The organism is Frankia sp. Hr75.2, assembly GCF_949319125.1.
In the GTDB taxonomy this organism is placed as follows: Bacteria; Actinomycetota; Actinomycetes; order Frankiales; family Frankiaceae; genus Parafrankia; species Parafrankia soli.
The window spans coordinates 58348-75367 of the sequence record NZ_CASGGV010000088.1 but is presented as its reverse complement, the minus strand read 5'-3'; the positions used below and the strand labels follow the sequence as shown (position 1 = coordinate 75367).

At 71.1% G+C, this 17020-nt stretch carries 11 protein-coding genes; 6 read left to right on the top strand and 5 right to left on the bottom strand.

What is annotated here, in order from left to right:
- Positions 1–39 precede the first annotated feature (39 nt).
- The 5 genes from AC559T_RS08555 to AC559T_RS08535 form a co-directional block, all read right to left on the bottom strand.
- Positions 40–1290, bottom strand: coding sequence for an ABC transporter substrate-binding protein (locus AC559T_RS08555; protein ID WP_498868359.1), 1251 nt, complete (start codon positions 1288–1290; stop codon positions 40–42).
- A gap of 675 nt (positions 1291–1965) precedes the next feature.
- Positions 1966–2109, bottom strand: coding sequence for a hypothetical protein (locus AC559T_RS08550; protein WP_198541427.1), 144 nt, complete (start codon positions 2107–2109; stop codon positions 1966–1968).
- A 7-nt stretch (positions 2110–2116) separates the two neighbouring features.
- Positions 2117–4993: an ABC transporter permease subunit gene (locus AC559T_RS08545; protein ID WP_498868358.1), complete on the bottom strand. Its 2877-nt coding sequence runs from the start codon at positions 4991–4993 to the stop codon at positions 2117–2119.
- A gap of 55 nt (positions 4994–5048) precedes the next feature.
- The gene (locus AC559T_RS08540; protein WP_498868357.1) at positions 5049–6365 is read right to left on the bottom strand and encodes an ABC transporter substrate-binding protein; all 1317 of its coding nucleotides are present in this window, start codon (positions 6363–6365) and stop codon (positions 5049–5051) included.
- Positions 6366–7128: 763 nt separating this feature from the next.
- Entirely contained in the window at positions 7129–8361 is a 1233-nt protein-coding gene (locus AC559T_RS08535) for a CaiB/BaiF CoA transferase family protein (protein ID WP_498868356.1), read from the bottom strand.
- A 1035-nt stretch (positions 8362–9396) separates the two neighbouring features.
- Here AC559T_RS08535 and AC559T_RS08530 point away from each other — a divergent pair.
- The 6 genes from AC559T_RS08530 (at position 9397) to AC559T_RS08505 (ending at position 16991) form a co-directional block, all read left to right on the top strand.
- A complete protein-coding gene (locus tag AC559T_RS08530) occupies positions 9397–10599 on the top strand; it encodes a cytochrome P450 (RefSeq protein WP_368953009.1) in 1203 nt (400 codons plus the stop codon).
- 10 nt (positions 10600–10609) lie between these two features.
- Positions 10610–11122 (top strand): PaaI family thioesterase, encoded by a 513-nt coding sequence (locus AC559T_RS08525; protein ID WP_083391231.1) that lies wholly within the window; start codon positions 10610–10612, stop codon positions 11120–11122.
- The gene (locus AC559T_RS08520; RefSeq protein ID WP_498868355.1) at positions 11109–12263 is read left to right on the top strand and encodes a thiolase family protein; all 1155 of its coding nucleotides are present in this window, start codon (positions 11109–11111) and stop codon (positions 12261–12263) included. The genes AC559T_RS08525 and AC559T_RS08520 overlap by 14 nt, the downstream gene beginning before the upstream one ends.
- Position 12264: 1 nt before the next feature.
- Entirely contained in the window at positions 12265–12696 is a 432-nt protein-coding gene (locus AC559T_RS08515; RefSeq protein WP_498868354.1) for a Zn-ribbon domain-containing OB-fold protein, read from the top strand.
- Entirely contained in the window at positions 12693–15182 is a 2490-nt protein-coding gene (locus tag AC559T_RS08510; RefSeq protein WP_498868353.1) for a CaiB/BaiF CoA-transferase family protein, read from the top strand. Before AC559T_RS08515 ends, AC559T_RS08510 begins: the two co-directional genes overlap by 4 nt.
- 186 nt (positions 15183–15368) lie before the next feature.
- Entirely contained in the window at positions 15369–16991 is a 1623-nt protein-coding gene (locus AC559T_RS08505) for an SMP-30/gluconolactonase/LRE family protein (protein ID WP_112105457.1), read from the top strand.
- Positions 16992–17020: the final 29 nt, after the last annotated feature.

Genomic DNA, 17020 nt, shown 5'->3' with positions numbered 1-17020 from the left:
CATCCCGGTTGAGGCTGTGACAGCGGGCTGGCCGTCGTCTCAGTCCTCGATCGGCGTCACTCCGACCGCCTCGTACGTGGTGGGCTGGCCCTTCTCGTCCAGGGTCGTGATGAGACCGCCTCGGGAGCATTCCGCCGGGAGGGTCGGATAGGCCTTGCCGTTGCAGCGGAACCGCAGTCCGGTCGCGCCCGGCAGGTCCTTCTCCGGCATTGCCTTGATCTTGGCCGTGACGGTGGCCGGGGTGAGGTCGCCCGTGATCCCCTCGAGGGCGGAGTGGAGGGCGGAGACCGTGAGGTACATGCCGGCCGCGCCGGCCTCGGTCGTGTCGATGTCCTTGCCGTAGGTCTTCATCACGGCTTCGAAGAGGCGGACGGCTGGGTCGTCCGAGCCGAGCGGGGCGGTCGCCGTGACCGTCATGCCCTCCAGGAAGTCGCCGGGCACGGCTTCGCGGGTCGCGTCGGTGATGCAGTGCGCGATGGCCGCGAGCGGCCCGTCGTACCCGACCGCGCGCAGTCCGTTGAAGGCGCTGATGCAGAAGGCGTCGCTGCCCACCACCTGCACGATCCCGGGGTCGCCGCCGACGATGCTCTGCATCTGCGGCGTCATGTCGGCCGTGCCCGGCGGGACCAGGATGACGTCGAGCGCGATGCCCTGCTGCTCGAACTGAGGCCTGGTGAGCTGGTAGAGACCGGTGGTGACGGGCAGGTCGATCGCGATGACCGTCACCTTCTTGGCGCCCTCGTCCTTGGCCACCGTGATCGGCATGGTGACCAGGGGAAAGAACTGGTCACTGAGGGCGAAGGTCGAATCGCCGTCAGCCAACGACTTGGCGCCGTTGGCGGTATAGGACATCGACGGTACGTGCGCGGCGTGCAGGGGCTCCCAGATCTGCTCCCCGGCCCCGGAGGAGCCCATGACGACGGCGGTGACGTCCTCTTCGATCATCCGGTTCGCGCAGTCGGTGGCCTTGCCCGGGTCGGCCAGCGCCTCGCACTGCACGAGTTCGATGGGCCGGCCCGCGATGCCGGAGCCGTGCTCGTTGAGGTACTTGACGGTGGCCTCGGCGGTGGTGAACTCGTAGGACAGGTCCGCGGCGGGGCCCTGCCCGTCCGAGACGATACCGATCTTCACCGGGTCGCCCTTTGCCTGGGCCACCGGGCCCAGGATCTCGGTGGTCGTCCCGGTGTCGCCCGCCGTCCCGCCGCCCCCGTTGTCGTCACTGTCACCGCAGCCGGCGAGGAACAGGCTCCCGGCCAGGGCGCCTAAAGCTCCTAACGCGGCTAAGCGCACGCCTACCGGCTGTCCCGGTTGCCGCCTGCGCGTCAACCTATCGAGCAGGATCCCCGACTTCTGCATGTTGATGTCCCTCGTCTCGCGTTGGGTGTGCTGTACCGCCGCCGGCCGGGACGGTGTGGTTCGTGGCGAGACCACAGGTCCCCGGGTCACCCGCCGCCGGCACGGTCGAGTTCCCGGCCGGCCGATCCCGTCGAATCGGACCGCCGGTCCGGTATGCAGGGAGCCACCGTACGGACCACCGGTCCGCCTCACAAGCGGAATCCGAAGAAAGACGCAGGTGACGATGGTCTGAACGGGCGAGCCGAGGCGGACGGATCGCTGCCGGTGGCCGTTCGGCGATCAGCACGGCGACGGCGGCTGCCCGGATACTGGGCGCGGGTGAGGCGCCCGTGGACGAGTCCGCCGGGTAGCGGTCGCGTTATCGGAGTCGGGCCGGCTTCCGGTCTGGTTCCGGGCGGGGTGCGCGCCATTGTCCGGCGGTGGGGCCGGGAAACAGCGCGCGCAGGGCGGAGCCCGATAGCGGACGGCTCCGGCATCGGCGTCGGCCGACGCACCCTGGAACAGCCCAGGAACCGGTCCGGGTTCCTGGGAGGGTCTTTCCGGAGAGATGCTTCCGCTTACCCGATGCTGATCGGGTAGGTCATACCTCTGGCATTCCCGCGGCCCGGGTCAGGTCGTCACGCCGTCGATCTTCAGCTGGATCATCTCGTCGTCCGACCAACCCAGCTCCCACAGGATTTCGTCGGTGTGCTCGGCGAAGCGTGACGCGCGGCCGAGTTCCGCGGGCGTCTCGTCGAACTGGACGGGGTTCACGACGAGCTCACGAGATCACCGCTGGGGTGTCGTGGGTGGTGCCGAGGTAGGCATCGGCGACGGCCCGGCTGGCGCGGATCTCGGCCGGGGTGCCTTCGGCGATGACCGTTCCGAAGTCGAGCACGTAGATGTAGTCGCAGACGCCGAGCACGAGGGCGATGTCGTGGTCGACGAGCAGCAGCCCGACGCCGGACCGGCCGATCGCCTGGATGCGCCTGCCGAGCCACGCGGTCTCGGTGGAGTCGAGTCCCGCGGCCGGTTCGTCGAGCAGGAGGATCCGGGGGCCGGTGGCACAGGCACGGGCGATCGAGACCAACTGGCGTTCACCCTGGCTGAGCTCACCGGCGGGCCGGTCGGCCCGGTCACCGATGCCGACGAGGTCGAGCGCGGCGTGCAGGGCACGGTGCAGCCCCTCGCCGCGGGTGCCGAACAAGGCGGCGCCGACGTTCTCCTCGACGGTGAGGTCGTCGTAGAGCTCGAGGGACTGGAAGGTCCGGGCCAGGCCGCGCCGCACGAGCTGGTGCGGCGCCAGCTGGTCGATGCGCTGCCCGCCGAACCGCACCTCGCCCTGAGCCCGGGTGAAGCCGGTGACCGCGTCGATCACGCTGGTCTTGCCCGCGCCGTTTGGGCCGATCAGGCCGACGATCCGCCCGGCTGGCACCCCCAGCGAGACGTCCGAGACCGCGACCGTGCCGCCGTAGCGCACGGTGAGCCCGGTGACGTCGAGACCCGGCGCCCCTTCCGCCGCCGCGTCCACAGCGGTGCCGGCGTCCACAGCGGTGCCGGCTTCCGGGGCAGCTGCCGTCTCCGAGGTCGCGTCCGCCATTGCGACCGCCGCCGGCTTCCCCCCGGTCGGAGCGTGCTGCGCCGCCATGTCCTGTACTGCCACGTCCCCCGCTGCCACGCTCTGTGCCGGCGCGGACGGTGCCGGCTTTCCGCCGCTCCGGCTCCGTCCGCCGCGAAGGCGGGCCAGGCGGTCGGCGAGGTGGTGGCCGGCGCTGGCCGCCCCCTCGGGGTGGACGAGGACGACGGCGACCACCCCGAGCCCGGAGAGGACGGGGAACCAGTCCCCGAGGTCGACCCACCGGTCCAGGGCGATGAAGATGATGCCGGTCCCGGCCGTCACACCGGCGAGAATGCCGCCGTACACCGAGGTCACTCCGGCGAGGTACGCCGTCGACAGCAGAGTCAGGCCACTGATCGCGGTGAACGATTCGTAGGTGACCGTGCTCTGCCGGTAGGCGAGCAGGCTGCCGCCGAGACCGGCGATGAAGGACGCCAGCGCGAAGCTCACGACCTTGATGAGCACGACGTTCACGCCGATGCCGGCCGCGGACCGCTCGTTGGCGCGGACGGCGAGCATGGCCGACCCCAGCGCGCTTCTCCGCAGGCGGGCGACGCCCCACGCGGTGGCGACGAGCACGGCCAGGCAGAGCAGACCGAACTGGATGCGGGGGAACGCGTGACCGGTGCCGATGCTCAGGTCGAGGCCGAACAGCGAGGGCTGGGTCACCAGGGCGCCGCTGGCGCTGACGATGTCGGTGTTGCGGAACCAGACGGCCTCGATGGCGTGGGCGAGGGCGAGGGTGACGACCCCGAGGGTCAGGCCGCGCAGCCGCAGGGCGGGCAGCCCGACGAGCACACCGAGGACGGTGGCGACCAGGGCGGCCAGCAGCGGCGCGAACGGGAACGGCACATGCCAGCTCCGGGTGAGGCCGGACAGGGTGAAGGCGGCGCTGCCGGCGAGGGCGAGCTGGGCCAGCGACACCTGGCCGGCGTAGCCGGTGACGACGACGAGGGACAGGCCGATGACGGCCGCGATGAACGTGCCGATGACGGCGCTGCGCCAGGTTCCGTCGGTGGCGAGCAGCGCGATGACGCCGATCAGGGTGCCGATGACGGTCGGCAGGAGCAGCGAACGTGGCCGGGGCGCCCGGCCGAGGGGCTGGCGGACGAGAGTGCCACGCACGGGCAGGCCCCGTCCGGTGGCCAGCAGCGCCACCAGGATCACCACCAGCGGCACCAGCTCCGCCGACCCGCTCTGCGGCAGCCAGGAGTGGTCCGCGGCCAGCGCGATCGCCTCAGCCTGGAGCATGCCGATGGCAAGCCCGGCGGCGGCGGCCGGAAGCAGATGCTGGAAGCCACCGACGACCGTGGCGGCCAGCGCCGGAACGACGAACAGGGTGTAGGTGGCCGGCGCGAGCGGGGTCAACGGGGCGATGAGGATCCCGGCCGCGCCGGCGACCGCGCTGCTGATCATCCAGTTGAGCAGGGCCACCCGGTCGGGGTTCACGCCGCTCACGTACGCGCCGGTCTGCGACTCGGCGGTCGCCCGGGTGAGCAGCCCGAAGCGGGTGAAGCGGTAGACGGCGGTCAGCGCGAGGGTCAGCACCAGCACTGACAACGCGAGGTAGAAGCGGTCGGAGAGCACGGTCAACGAGCCGAGCCGCCAGCGCTCTCCCGGGAAGATCGTCTTGACGCTCACCGGTGCCACGCCGACCCGGATCACCAACAGCGACTGGATCACGAGGAGAACACCCAGGGAGGCGACCGCTCTGGCCAGCGGCGGTGCCTCGCGCAGCTGTCGGAACACCAGCAGGTAGAGCAGCGCGCCGAGCAGCGCGCCGATCGCGAGGGCGATCGGCGCCGCCGCGGCGAAGCCCAGCGGCCTGCCGAGGCCGACCGACGTCGGCAGGCCGGGCACGAGCACGAGCAGCTCGCCGTCCCGTAGCCAGGCGTACGTGTAGGCGACGTAGGAAGCGATCGCTCCGGTCGCGAAGTTGATGACACCCGAGCTGCGGTAGGTCAGCACGAGTGCCACGGCCAACGCCGCGAACACCCCTCCGTTGCCGAGCCCGAGGAGGAGCGAGGCGACATGATCCATGACGATCTCCCGACGTCGTCCCGGTTGAGGCTGTGACAGCGGGCTGGCCGTCGTCTCAGTCCTCGATCGGCGTCACTCCGACCGCCTCGTACGTGGTGGGCCGGCCCTCCTCGTCCAGGGTCGTCAGGAGACCGCCTCGGGAGCATTCCGCCGGGGATGCCGGATACGCCTTGCCGTTGCACCGGAACCGCAGTCCGGTCGCGCCCGGCAGGTCCTTCTCCGGCATTGCCTTGATCTTGGCCGTGACGGTGGCCGGGGTGATGTCGCCCGTGATCCCCTCGAGCGCGGAGTGGAAGGCGGAGACCGTGAGGTACATGGCCGCGGCGCCGGCCTCGGTGACGTCGATGTCCTTGCCGTAGGTCTCCACCACGGCGTTGAAGAGGCGGATCGCCGGGTCGTCCGAGCCGATCGGGGCGGTCGCGGTGATCGTCATGCCTTCCAGGAAGTCGCCGGGTACGGCTTCCCGGGTCGCGTCGCTGACGCAGTGCGCGATGGCCGTGCGCGGCCCGTCGTACCCGACCGCGCGCAGTCCGTTGAAGGCGCTGATGCAGAAGGCGTCGCTGCCGACCACGTGCACGATCCCGGGGTCGCCGCTGATGATGCTCTGCATCTGCGGCGTCATGTCGGCGGTGCCCGGCGGGATCAGGATGACGTCGAGCGCGAGGCCCTGCTGCTCGAGCTGAGGCCTGATGATCTGGAAGAGGCCTTTGGTGATGGGCAGGTCGATCGCGATGGCCGTCACCTTCTTGGCGCCCTCGTCCTTGGCGACCTTGACCGGCAGGGTCACCAGGGGGAAGAACTGGTCGGCCAGGACGAAGGTCGACTCGCGGTCGCCCAGCGACCCGGCGCCGTTGGCGGTGTAGAACATCACCGGGACGTGCGCGGCGTGCAGCGGCTCCCAGATCTGCTCCCCGGCCCCGGCCGAGCCGACGACGACGGCGGCGACGTTCTCCTCGACCATCCGGTTCGCGCAGTCGGTGGCCTTGGCCGGGTCGGCCAGCGCCTCGCACTCCACCAGCTCGATGGGCCGGCCCGCGATTCCGGAGCGGTGTTCGTTGAGGTATTTGACGGTCGCCTCGGAGACCTTGAACTCGTAGGAGAGGTCCGCGGCGGGGCCCTTGCCGTCCGAGATGATTCCGATCTTCACCGGGTCACCTTTTGCCTGCGCCACCGGGCCCAGAACTTCGGCGGCGGTCCCGGTGTCGCCCGCCGTCCCGCTGCTCCCGTTGTCGTCGCTGTCGCCGCAACCGGCGAGGAACAGGCTCGCGGCCAGAGCACCTAAAGCTCCTAACGCGGCTAAGCGCACGCCCACCGGCTGTCGCGGTTGCCGTCCGCATGCCGACCTGCCGAGCAGGATCCCCGAATTCCGCATGTTGATGTCCCTCGTCTCGCGATAGGTGATCTGTACTTCCGTCGGCCGGGACGGTGTGGTTCGTGGCGAGATCGCAGGCCGCCGGGCCGCACCCGCCTGGCGGTGCGGCCGGGTCCCCGGCCGGTCGATCTGTCGAATCGGACCTCCGGTTCGATATGAACGGCCACGGTACGGACCGCCTGTCCGTTTCACAAGCGGAATCTGGAGAAATATGCAGGTGGCGATGCTCCGAGTTGACGGGCTGAGGCGAGCGGACCGCTGCCGCCACACATTCGGTGATGCGCGCGGCGGCACACCGGAATCAGGTTCTGGGCACACGGGCACGCCGGCCCGCGGCCCAGGCGGAAGTCAACCACCGATGAGTCCGCCGAGTCGTGGTGCGATTCGGGGATGGGTTTGTTCCGGTCTGATCCGGGTGTTCTGGATGCGATCCCGTTGTCTGGCGGCGGGGTCAGGACACAGCGCACGGCGGGCAGGGGCCGGCGGGGAGCGACATCGACGTCGGCGTCTGCCGGCACATTCTGAAACGGCCCGGGAACCGGTGTGGGTTGCGGTGAGCCTCTCCGTGGAGAGTTTTCGGTGTCGGATGGGTGACGGCAGTTCTTCCGATCATGTGATCGGTGCTTACGGTGCGGTGCGTGGCGGGTTTCTCGGCGGCAGGCGGCGAGTAGTGGGCGAATGCGCGGAGTTCGCCGACCGGGCGCAGGCCGGGGGCCTGGTGCTGATCGGGTGGGTGATACCTCGGACTTTCCCGCGGCCCGGGTCAGGTTGCCACGCCGTCGATCTTCAGCTGGATCATCTCCTCCTCCGACCAACCCAGCTCCTGCAGGATCTCGTCGGTGTGCTCGGCGAAGCGCGGCGCGCGGCCGAGGTCTGCGGGTGTCTCGTCGAACTGGACGGGGTTCGCGACGAGTTCACGGTTCCTGCCCTCGGCGTCGACGAGGGTTCCTATGTTGCCGTTGGCGCGCAGCGAAACGTCCTGGCCGACGCCCCAGGCGTCCTGGACCACGGCCCACTGGCCCTTCATCCCCTCGACGGTTTTGAGCCATTCGGAGTAGGTCAGGGAGGCGATGATCCCGGCCACCAGATCGGCGGCCTCCGCGGCGTTCGCCATGATCTTCTCGGTCGAGTTGAACCGTTCGTCCTCGGCGAGCTCCGGGCGCCCGACGACCGTGCAGAACTCCGGCCAGTACACCCCCGGCTGGAGCATCGACAGCTGAAGCCACCGGTCGTCCGCGGTCCGGAAGGCGCCGATCAGCGGGTTCGTCGGCGCGCCGTGCCGGGGCTCCTCGACGTCCGGCAGCGGTCCGCCGGCCAGCAGGGCCAGGTTCACCGAGAACTGGGTGGTCCATGCTCCGACGCCGAGCAGGGACACGTCCACCACCGAGGGCTCACCGGTCGCCGCGCGCCGGTAGAGGGCCGCGGCGATGCCGCCGGCGATCGTCAGCCCGCCCATCGAATCGCCGTAGGCGCCGGCTGGCATCTTCGTCATCCGCTCGGCTCCGGGTGGGGTGACGCCCGACGCGCTGCCGCCCCGGGCCCAGAACGCGGTGCCGTCGTACCCGCCCTTGTCACGCTCCGGGCCACGCTGGCCGAAACCGCTGCCCCGCACATAGATGATGTTGGGATTGATTGCCCTGATGTCCTCGAGGTCGATCTTCAGTCGGGACCGTGACCTGGGCAGGAAGTTCGTCACGAACACGTCGGCCCGCGCGACGAGCTTCTCCAGAACGACGCGCGCGCCGGGCTTTTCGAGCGCGAGCCCGATGCTGCGTTTGCCGCGGTTGGGGGCCTCCATGATGGGAAAGAACGCGTTTCCGTTGCTGGAGACATCGAGACCCAGCAGCCGGATCAGCCCGCGTTGGGCGTCGCCGTACTCGGCGTGTTCGACCTTGATCACGTCCGCGCCCCAGTCGGCCAGAACCGCTCCGGAGGCGGGGACGAAAGTGTATTGGGCGACCTCCAGCACTCGGACGCCCTCCATCGGTCGAGCCATCTGCGCCGCCTCCCGTCGCGCCACGTCGGTACCGATATATCCCACCGGCCCCTACGGCCTGTCAACTGCGTCTTTGTATTTAGTTGCCGCGCAGGCCATCATCCGTCCGGACGCTCCATTACTTGTCGCAAAGCAGATTCAGGCCAGCCCGGGCCTGTTTGTTGCTCCGAAAGTGGTCCGTACGCGGAGCTTGTCGGGTGGCGATGGGCTCCGCCGTTCCAGGCCCCGTTCACCCGCTCGGAGTCCGGCCGGCCGCCAACTGCGAGCGGGGCCGGAGACCCTCGTGCTGCGCGCTCGCCCGACGCCGGTGAGCTCGCGCGCGGTCCTCGGTGAAATCGTCGGAAAGTGCTCCTGACCTGCTGGAACGATTCTGGCTGCGCGGCCAGGGTGAGGTTGCCTGCGGCCTGGTCAACCTTCCATCCGGTCAGCTCCTGTCCGCGGGATCCGCGCCGGCTGTCGAGATGGGAGTAGACACATCGAGATAAGGCTTCTAATCTTGTCAATGTTAGCGTCCGAAGATCGTTTATAATCTGGTCGGCGGCTGCGGCCATCCAGGGGGCGGCCCTCGGCGAGTCGGCAGGCGGTGTCGGAAAGGGCGACTCCGTCTCCGGTCGCAGTGGTGGGCGAGTTCCGGATCGCGCAGAACTGACGGGCGCCGGCGCGGTGTTTGCTGGCGGCTGCGTGTTTTCCGCCGGAGTTTGACAAAGAGCAGGCAGCATTCTGGTTCCGTAAGGTGCCGTGCGTCGTGGCTGCGTGCCGGTGAACCACGGCAGGACGCCGGGGTGATTTCCTCGGCACCGTGCCGCCGGTGACAGCTCAGCACGGTGAACTTCCCGGTCCGGGCGTAGTGCACCCGGCCCAATCCTCCCTTGACCCGGATTCCGGTTTCGTGACCGACGACTCGGAGCAGTCGGACGGTCGCCGGCTCCCGCGCGCCGCCGGTGGGTCCTGACCCGGACCCGAACCTGACGATCCGCGAGCCCTGTCCACTTACCTGATCTGTCTGTGTTGCGACGGCGAGAACGGAGGAAAGCCGTGCCCGACGACACCGAGGTCCACCGGTTCCCTTTCGGTCCATCGGCCGGCCTCGAAGTCCATCCCCTGTGGGCGAAGATCCGCCGGGAGGAGCCGGTCGCCCGGGTACGGCTGCCCTACGGCGGCGAGGGATGGCTGGTCACCCGCTATGACGACATGAAGCAGGCGCTCTCCGACCCGCGACTCAGCCGCGCCGCGGCCGTCGGTCGGGAGGACGTCCCACGGACCACCCCGCGGCCGGCGCAGCCGTCCGCGCTGCTGAGCATGGACCCGCCGGAGCACACCCGGTTACGCCTGCTGATCTCCAGAGCCTTCACCGGCCGTCGCGTCGAGCAGTTACGCCCTCGTGCCCAGGAGATCGTCGAGGCACACCTGGAGCAGATCGAGCGATCGGGGCCGCCCGCCGATCTCGTTCGGGGCTTCGCCCTGCCGCTGCCGGTCACGCTGATCTGCGAGATGCTCGGCGTGCCGCCGGAAGATCAGCACCGGTTCCGTGAGTTCGCCGACGTCATGCTGTCGACGACCGCCTACACCGAGGAACAGGTCGTCGACGCCCGGGCGAGGCTCGCGGGCTACCTCGCCGAGCTGGTGGCCCTCCGCCGGGCGCACCCGACGGACGACCTGCTGGGTGCTCTGGTCGCCGCGCGGGACGACGAGGATCGGCTCAGCGAGGAGGAGCTGATCGACATCGGCATCACCCTGCTGATCGCCGGTCACGAGACCACCGCGAGTGAGCTGTCCAACTTCATCTACGTGCTGCTCACCGAGCCCGGGCACTGGGAGGCGCTGCGTGCGCGGCCCGAGCTGATACCCGGCGCGGTGGAGGAGCTGCTGCGACACGTCCAGCTGTCCACCGGCGGCAACAACCCCCGGGTGGCCACCGAGGACGTCCGGCTGGGCGACGTCACGGTGTCGGCCGGCGAGGCCGTGATCGTGTTCGCGCAGTCCGCGAACCGCGACGAGGCCGTCTTCGATCACCCGGACGAACTGGACTTCACTCGTCACCCCAACCATCACCTGGCCTTCGGGTACGGCACGCACTACTGCCTCGGAGCCCAGCTGGGCCGGATGGAGCTGCAGGTCGCGTTGGCCGCGTTGCTGCGCCGGTTCCCCTCGCTGCGGCTGGGCGTGCCGGTCGAGGAACTGCCATGGAAGTCCGGCCTGCTCGTGCGGGCCCCGGAGTCGCTCCCGGTCGAGTGGTAGGGCGGTCACGTTGACAGAGCAGCCGAACGGCACCGAACCGAACTGGAAACCGGTCGGCGACGACCTGTTTGCCGTCCTGTGTCCCCCCTGCCGGCAGCTCGGGCGCTGCCGGATGGGGATGGAAGAAGAGACGCTGGCCGCGGACGGGTCGGCCCACTACCGCCTGCGCTGCGGCCCGGAGCACGAGGGCGGCCCGGGCGTGGCGCACGGGGGCTGGATCTCGGGCGTGTTCGTCGAGATCGTGGGCCACCTCGCCGTGCAGATGGAGCAGCTCGCGGTGACGGGGGCGCTGAGCGTCACCTACCGCAAGCCGGTTCCGATCAACCGGCCGCTGACCGCGCGGGCCTGGCTCGCCGGGAAGGACGGCGGGAAATGGACCGTCGAGGGCAGCATCCACCTCGCGTCGAGCGGCACTGAGCTCGCGCACGCGACGGCGCTCCTGGTCGAACGCGAGATGAGTCATTACACGCGGGCCCGGGAGTGGCTCGGCCGCGAGGAGGCGGGCTCAGATGGCACTGCGTGACGTCGCGATCGTCGGGCTGCACGCCACCGAACAGGCGCGCCGGCTGCCGCACCGCACCGCGCTCGATCTCGCGCAGGAGGCCGTCTTCGGCGCGATCGCCGACGCCGGCCTGCGGCCCGCGGACGTCGACGGGGTCGCCGCGGACTGGCCCGGCCCCGGCGGGACGGTCGACGAGAGCGCCTCGTGGTCGCGCTCGCTGGGGCGGTCACTCAACTGGGTCGGCGAGGGGATGCTCGACACGGCCGGTGCCCGCGGCGTGATGAAGGCCGCTGCCGCGATCGCCGCGGGCCTGTGCGACGTCGCCGTCGTCGGCGGTGGGTTGTCGGGCAGGTTCGGCGGCCGCGGGCCGGTGGGCGTGGCGGTGGCGGAGGTCGAGTTCGTCGACGTCTGGGGCGCCTACTCCATTCCCCTGTTCGCCCTGGTCGCCCAGGGGTACATCCGCCGGTTCGGGACCACCCCGGAGCAGCTGGCGACCGTCGCCGCCACGATCCGGAACAACGGCTCGTCGAATCCCGAGGCGATGATGTACGGGAAGGGCCCGTACACGGTCGACGACATCCTGGCCTCGCCCCTGGTGGCGACGCCGTTCCACCTGCTCGATGTGTGCATCACCGGTGAGGGCGGCGGAGCCGTCGTGCTCACCTCGCTGGAACGGGCGCGCGATCTGCCCCACCAGCCGGTCGCCGTGCTCGGGGCCGGGATGGAGTTCGCCGGGAACCACGGCATGCCGCCGCTGGACTACCGGACGGTGGGCCGGCTGGGCGCCGCCGCGGCGCAGCGGGCGTTCGGGGCCGCGGGCGTCACAGCGCGGGACGCCGACGTGCTCGCCCTCTACGACCCCAACTCGTTCGAGCTCCTCAGGCAGCTCGAGGTGATCGGGCTGTGCGACGAGGGGGAGGGCGGGGCGTTCGTCGACGACGGGCACATCGCCCTCGACGGCCGGTACCCGACCAACCCCGAGGGTGGCTGCCTGTCCTACTCCTGGAACGGAACCCAGCACATGACGCTGAAGGTGGCCGAGGCGGTCCGGCAGATCCGCGGCACGGCGGTCCACCAGGTGCCGGGGGCCGAGGTCGCCGTCGTGGCGAACGCCGGGTCCGGCACCCGGCACTACGAGGTCGTCGTCCTGGGGAAGGCCTGAAATGACACGATCGACACCCACGCCCTCCGAGCTCTCCGTCGAGTTCTGGTCCGCCGCAGCGAAGCATCGCCTGCTCGTCCCCTGTTGCGGCGGTTGCGGGATCCGGTACTTCCCCCCCGAACGCCTGTGTCCGGGATGCGGCGAGCCCGGCTGGCACTACGTGGAGAGCACCGGGACGGGCCGGGTCGTGGCCCACACGGTCGTGCACCGGGCGCTGTCCCCGGACTTCGCGACCCCGTTCGTCCTCGCCACCGTCGAGGTCGACGGCGAGTGGACGATGCTGACCAACATCGTGGACTGTGATCCGGACCAGGTGGCCGTCGGCCTGCCGGTCCGGGTGCGGTTCCTCGACTGCGAGGGCGGCGCCCTGCCGTGCTTCGCCCCGGAGAGCAGCGCCGGGTCCCCGCCCGACCGGACGGGGCAGCGACCGTGACGGGGCTGTCGGGCGGCGGCGCCGAGCTGCCCTTGGCCGGCGTCCGGGTCGTCGACCTGTGCCGCGGCGGCGCGGAGCTCGCCTCGCGGGTGCTCGGCGACCTCGGCGCCGACGTCGTCCGGGTCGAGCCGGCCGGAACCCTCGACGCTCCTGGTCGGGCGCCCGGTACGGACGTCCGGCACGAGACGCACAACTTCAACAAGCGCGCCCTGGCGCTCGATCTCGCGGCGGCCGGCGGCCGCGAGCGGTTACTGGGCCTGCTCGCGAGGAGCGACATCGTCATCGAGGGGCTCACCGAGTCGCTCCCGGACAGTCTGGGCCTCGACGCGGGTGAGTTCCGGCGCCGGTTTCCCGCGCTCGTCGTCGTCTCCGTCACCGAGTTCGGCCGGTCCGGGCCCTACCGGGACTGGGCCGGCACCGATGCCGTGCACGCCGCGCTCGCCGGCTTCCTCTCCCGCTCGGGGTTGCCCGGCCGGCCACCGCTGCTCCCACCGGCCGCCCTGCCCACGGAGTCCTCGGCGCTGGTCGCGGCGTGGTCGGCGCTGCTCGCCCACCACAACCGGCTGGTCACCGGTGTCGGCGACGACGTGGAGGTGTCGGTCTTCGAGACCACCGTCCAGGTCATCGACCCCGGCTACGGGATGGCGGGTTCCGCGACGAGCGGCATCCCCACCTCCGACGGCCCCCGGGGCCGCCCGGCCGCCGGCCATCTCTATCCGGTGTTCCGCTGCGCGGACGGCTACGTCCGGCTGTGCATCCTCAAGCCCCGGCAGTGGCGGGCCGTGTTCGAGTGGATGGGCCGTCCCGCCCGGTTCGCGGACCCGGAGCTGGCGGACATGTCCCGGCGCTTCGCCGTCGCGGACGTCCTGCATCCCGAGATCGGTCGCCTGCTCGCCAACCGGAAACGCGACGAGGTCGCGGCCGAGCTCCAGCGGCTGGGGATTCCCGCGGCGGCGGTGCTCGACCTCACCGGGGTCCTGCGCGCGGACCACTTCGCCGCCCGCCGCACGTTCACCGGCGTCGCCACGCCGGAGGGGGAGATGCTCGTCCCGGACTGTCTGCTCGGGATCGACGGCCACCGGGCCGGCCTGCGCACACCGGCACCGCGGGCCGGTGAGTCGGCGGCTGAACCGGCGGCTGAGCCGGCGGGTGAGCCGCCGGACAGCGGGGCCCCCGGTGATCGTCCGGCGGCGGTGGCGGGACCCGATGCGGCCGGCACCACCGAGCCCCCTGCGCCTCCTGCGCCTCCCGCGTCGCGCCGGCCGCTCGACGGACTCCGGGTGCTCGATCTCGGCGTGATCGTCGTGGGTGGGGAGAGTGGGCGGCTCCTGGCCGACATGGGGGCCGAGGTGATCAAGATCGAGAGCGCGGCGTTCCCCGACGGCTCGCGGCAGTCGCTCACCGTGGAGCCGATCAGCCCCGTCTTCGCCTGGGGCAACCGCAACAAGGCGAGCCTGGGGCTGGACCTGCGCCACCCGCGTGGCCGGGCGCTGTTCCTGGAGCTCGCGCGGCAGTCCGACGTCGTGCTGTCGAACTTCAAGCCGGGGACGATGGAGAAGCTGGGGCTCGGTGTGGCCGAGCTGCACCGGGTCAACCCGCGGCTGGTGGTGGCCGATTCCAGCGCCTTCGGGGCGGACGGCCCGTGGGGCGACTGGCTCGGCTACGGCCCCCTCGTGCGCGCCGCGACCGGTATCAGCCTGCTGTGGCGGGACGACACCTCCGACGACCCGGGCGGCTTCGCCGGTGATTCGGGCGGCTTCGCCGACGCGTCGACGATCTACCCGGACCACGTCGCGGCCCGGGTCGCGGCGATCGGCGTCCTGGCTCTGCTCGTCCGGCGGCGCAGCACCGGCCGTGGCGGGACCGTGAGCGTCGCCCAGGCCGAGGTCATCCTCGGCCAGAATCCCGACCTGTACGCCGCGGCGTCGCTCGGCCGGGCCGAGGGCTCGCAGCGGCACGCGCCGCGGGGCGTGTACCCGTGCGGCGGTGACGACGAGTGGGTCGTCGTCGACGTGCGGGACTCCGCGGACTGGCACCGGCTCGCCGCGGTGATCGGTGGCCCGTCCCTCGCCGCGGACCCGCGGTTCGCGACCACGCAGGACCGCCTCGCCCGCTCGGAGGAGATCGACGAGCTGATCGCGGCGTGGACCCGCCTGCGCCCGCCCCGCGTCGCGGCGTCCGAGTTCCAGGCGGCGGGCGTGCCGGCCGGGATGATGCTGCGGCTCACGGAGCTGCTGGACGACGAGCACCTCCGGGCGCGCGGGGCGTTCCGCACCGCGCGGCACCCGCTGATCCCGCGGCCGATGCCCAGCGAGAACACCCCCGCGCACTTCCGGAACATCCCGGACGTCGAGCTGCGCCCCGCGCCGATGCTCGGCGAGCACACCCGCCGGATCGCCCGCGAGCTGCTCGGCCTCGACGAGGGGGAAATCGAGCGCCTGGTCGACGAGGGTGTGCTACAGGAGACGACGCCTTCCACCCATTAGCTTTTCAGCAAACAATGGGTCGTTCTGACCAGGCGCCGCTGTTCTCGAGATGGCTGTTGAGGATGGCGGCCAGCATTGCTATCCTTGTAAAGATATACGGTCATAAACCAGACACATAACCAGTACAGAGGTGGTCCGCGCGCCTGCCATCCGACGGCAGGCGGCGGACACGTCTCGCGGACACCGATGTCCTCAGTACAGGGGGTCTCAACCTTGGCTCAAGGGGCGCGCTACACCAGCCTTGCTCCGACCACCCTCGCGGCGGGTTGGACCTTGGACCGACTTACGCCGACGAGCAGGCTTTTCGGTGCGAACGGGCTGCGCACCGGTCCCGACGGCCGCATATACATAGCCCAGGTGACCGGCAGTCAGATCAGCGCGCTGGACGTCGACACCGGGGCGGTGGAGGCCGTCAGCCCCAAGGGCGGCGACATCGTCGGCCCGGACGACGTCGCGTTCGACTCGGCCGGCAACATCTACGCGACCGAGTACATGGACGACCGGGTGAGCGTCCTCGGCACCGACGGCCGGGTCCGGGTCGTGGGCGAGGACATGCCCGCCGTCAACGGCATCACCGTGTACCAGGACCGCCTGTTCGTGAACGAGTGCCGCCCCGGCGGCCGGCTGATGGAGCTGCCGCTCGGTGGCGGCGCGCCCCGGGTGCTCGCGGACAACCTGGGCATGCCGAACGCCATGGAGGTCGGCCCGGACGGCTTTCTTTACTACCCGGCCATGGCCACCAACGACATCTGGCGTATTCACCCCGACGGCGGCGAGCCGCAGCGGGTCGCCGGCGACCTGGGTGTGCCGGACTCGGTGAAGTTCGACGACGCCGGATTCATCGTGTCCACCCAGGTACACACCGGCGAGGTGCTGCGCATCGACCCGCGCTCGGGCGATCGGGAGGTGCTCGCCAAACTCCAGCCCGGCCTCGACAACTGCACCTTTCTCGACGGCCGGCTGTTCGTCTCGAACTTCACCGGAGAGATCACGGAGGTGCTGGGTGGCGGCGAGACCCGGACCACGCTGCCCGGGGGCCTGAACTGGCCGCTGGACCTGACCCTCGACACGGACGGCACCCTTTACATCGCCGACGGTCCGTTCTTCTACGCGCTGAGCCCGGGCGGCTCCCCGCGAACCGTCGGCATGCTGTTCAGCCCCGGCAGCCCCGGCTTCGTCCGCGGGGTGACCACCACCGGGCCTGGCGAATTCATCGTCACCACGGGCAATGGCACGATCGCGCGCTTCCGGCCCGCGGAATTCGTGAGCGAGGTGCTGGCGGAGGGCCTGGACCAGCCCTACGGTGTCGCGATCGCGCCGGACGGCGCGGTGGTGGCGGCCGAGTTCGGCCGCGGCCGGGTGCTGGCTGTCCGAGCCGGCGAGATCGAGGTCCTCGCCACCGGACTGGACAAGCCGGTCGGCGTGACCTTCGGCTCCGACGGGGCCTGCCTGGTGTCCGAGGCCGGCGCCGGGCGGATCGTCTCGGTCGGCGGCCCACGCGCGGAGACCGTCGTCGACGGTCTGGACACGCCGCAGGGCATCCTGGCCCGGGGCGGGCGGTTGCTGATCGTCGACGCCGGCGCCAAGACGCTGCTAGACGTCGACCCGGGCACCGGGGCGCGCACCACGATCGCGCGTGACCTCCCCGTGGGTGCCCCGCCCGGCGTCACCCCCAAGCCGCTGCGCGGGCAGCCGCCGTTCTCGGGGCCGCAGGGCCCGTTCGCCGGTATCGCCGCCGGCCCGGACGGCACCCTGTACGTCTCGGCGGACGCCGAGGGCAGCGTCCTGGCCCTCCGGCCGGAACGCTGAGCAGCCGCGCCGTGGACATACCGACCCGG

Excerpts from the sequence above, each read along its gene's own strand:
- AC559T_RS08545 (WP_498868358.1), bottom strand. The coding sequence starts at position 4,993 with ATGGATCATGTCGCCTCGCTCCTCCTCGGGCTCGGCAACGGAGGGGTG.
- AC559T_RS08540 (WP_498868357.1), bottom strand. The coding sequence starts at position 6,365 with ATGCGGAATTCGGGGATCCTGCTCGGCAGGTCGGCATGCGGACGGCAA.
- AC559T_RS08535 (WP_498868356.1), bottom strand. The coding sequence starts at position 8,361 with ATGGCTCGACCGATGGAGGGCGTCCGAGTGCTGGAGGTCGCCCAATAC.
- AC559T_RS08520 (WP_498868355.1), top strand. The coding sequence starts at position 11,109 with ATGGCACTGCGTGACGTCGCGATCGTCGGGCTGCACGCCACCGAACAG.
- AC559T_RS08515 (WP_498868354.1), top strand. The coding sequence starts at position 12,265 with ATGACACGATCGACACCCACGCCCTCCGAGCTCTCCGTCGAGTTCTGG.
- AC559T_RS08505 (WP_112105457.1), top strand. The coding sequence starts at position 15,369 with ATGTCCTCAGTACAGGGGGTCTCAACCTTGGCTCAAGGGGCGCGCTAC.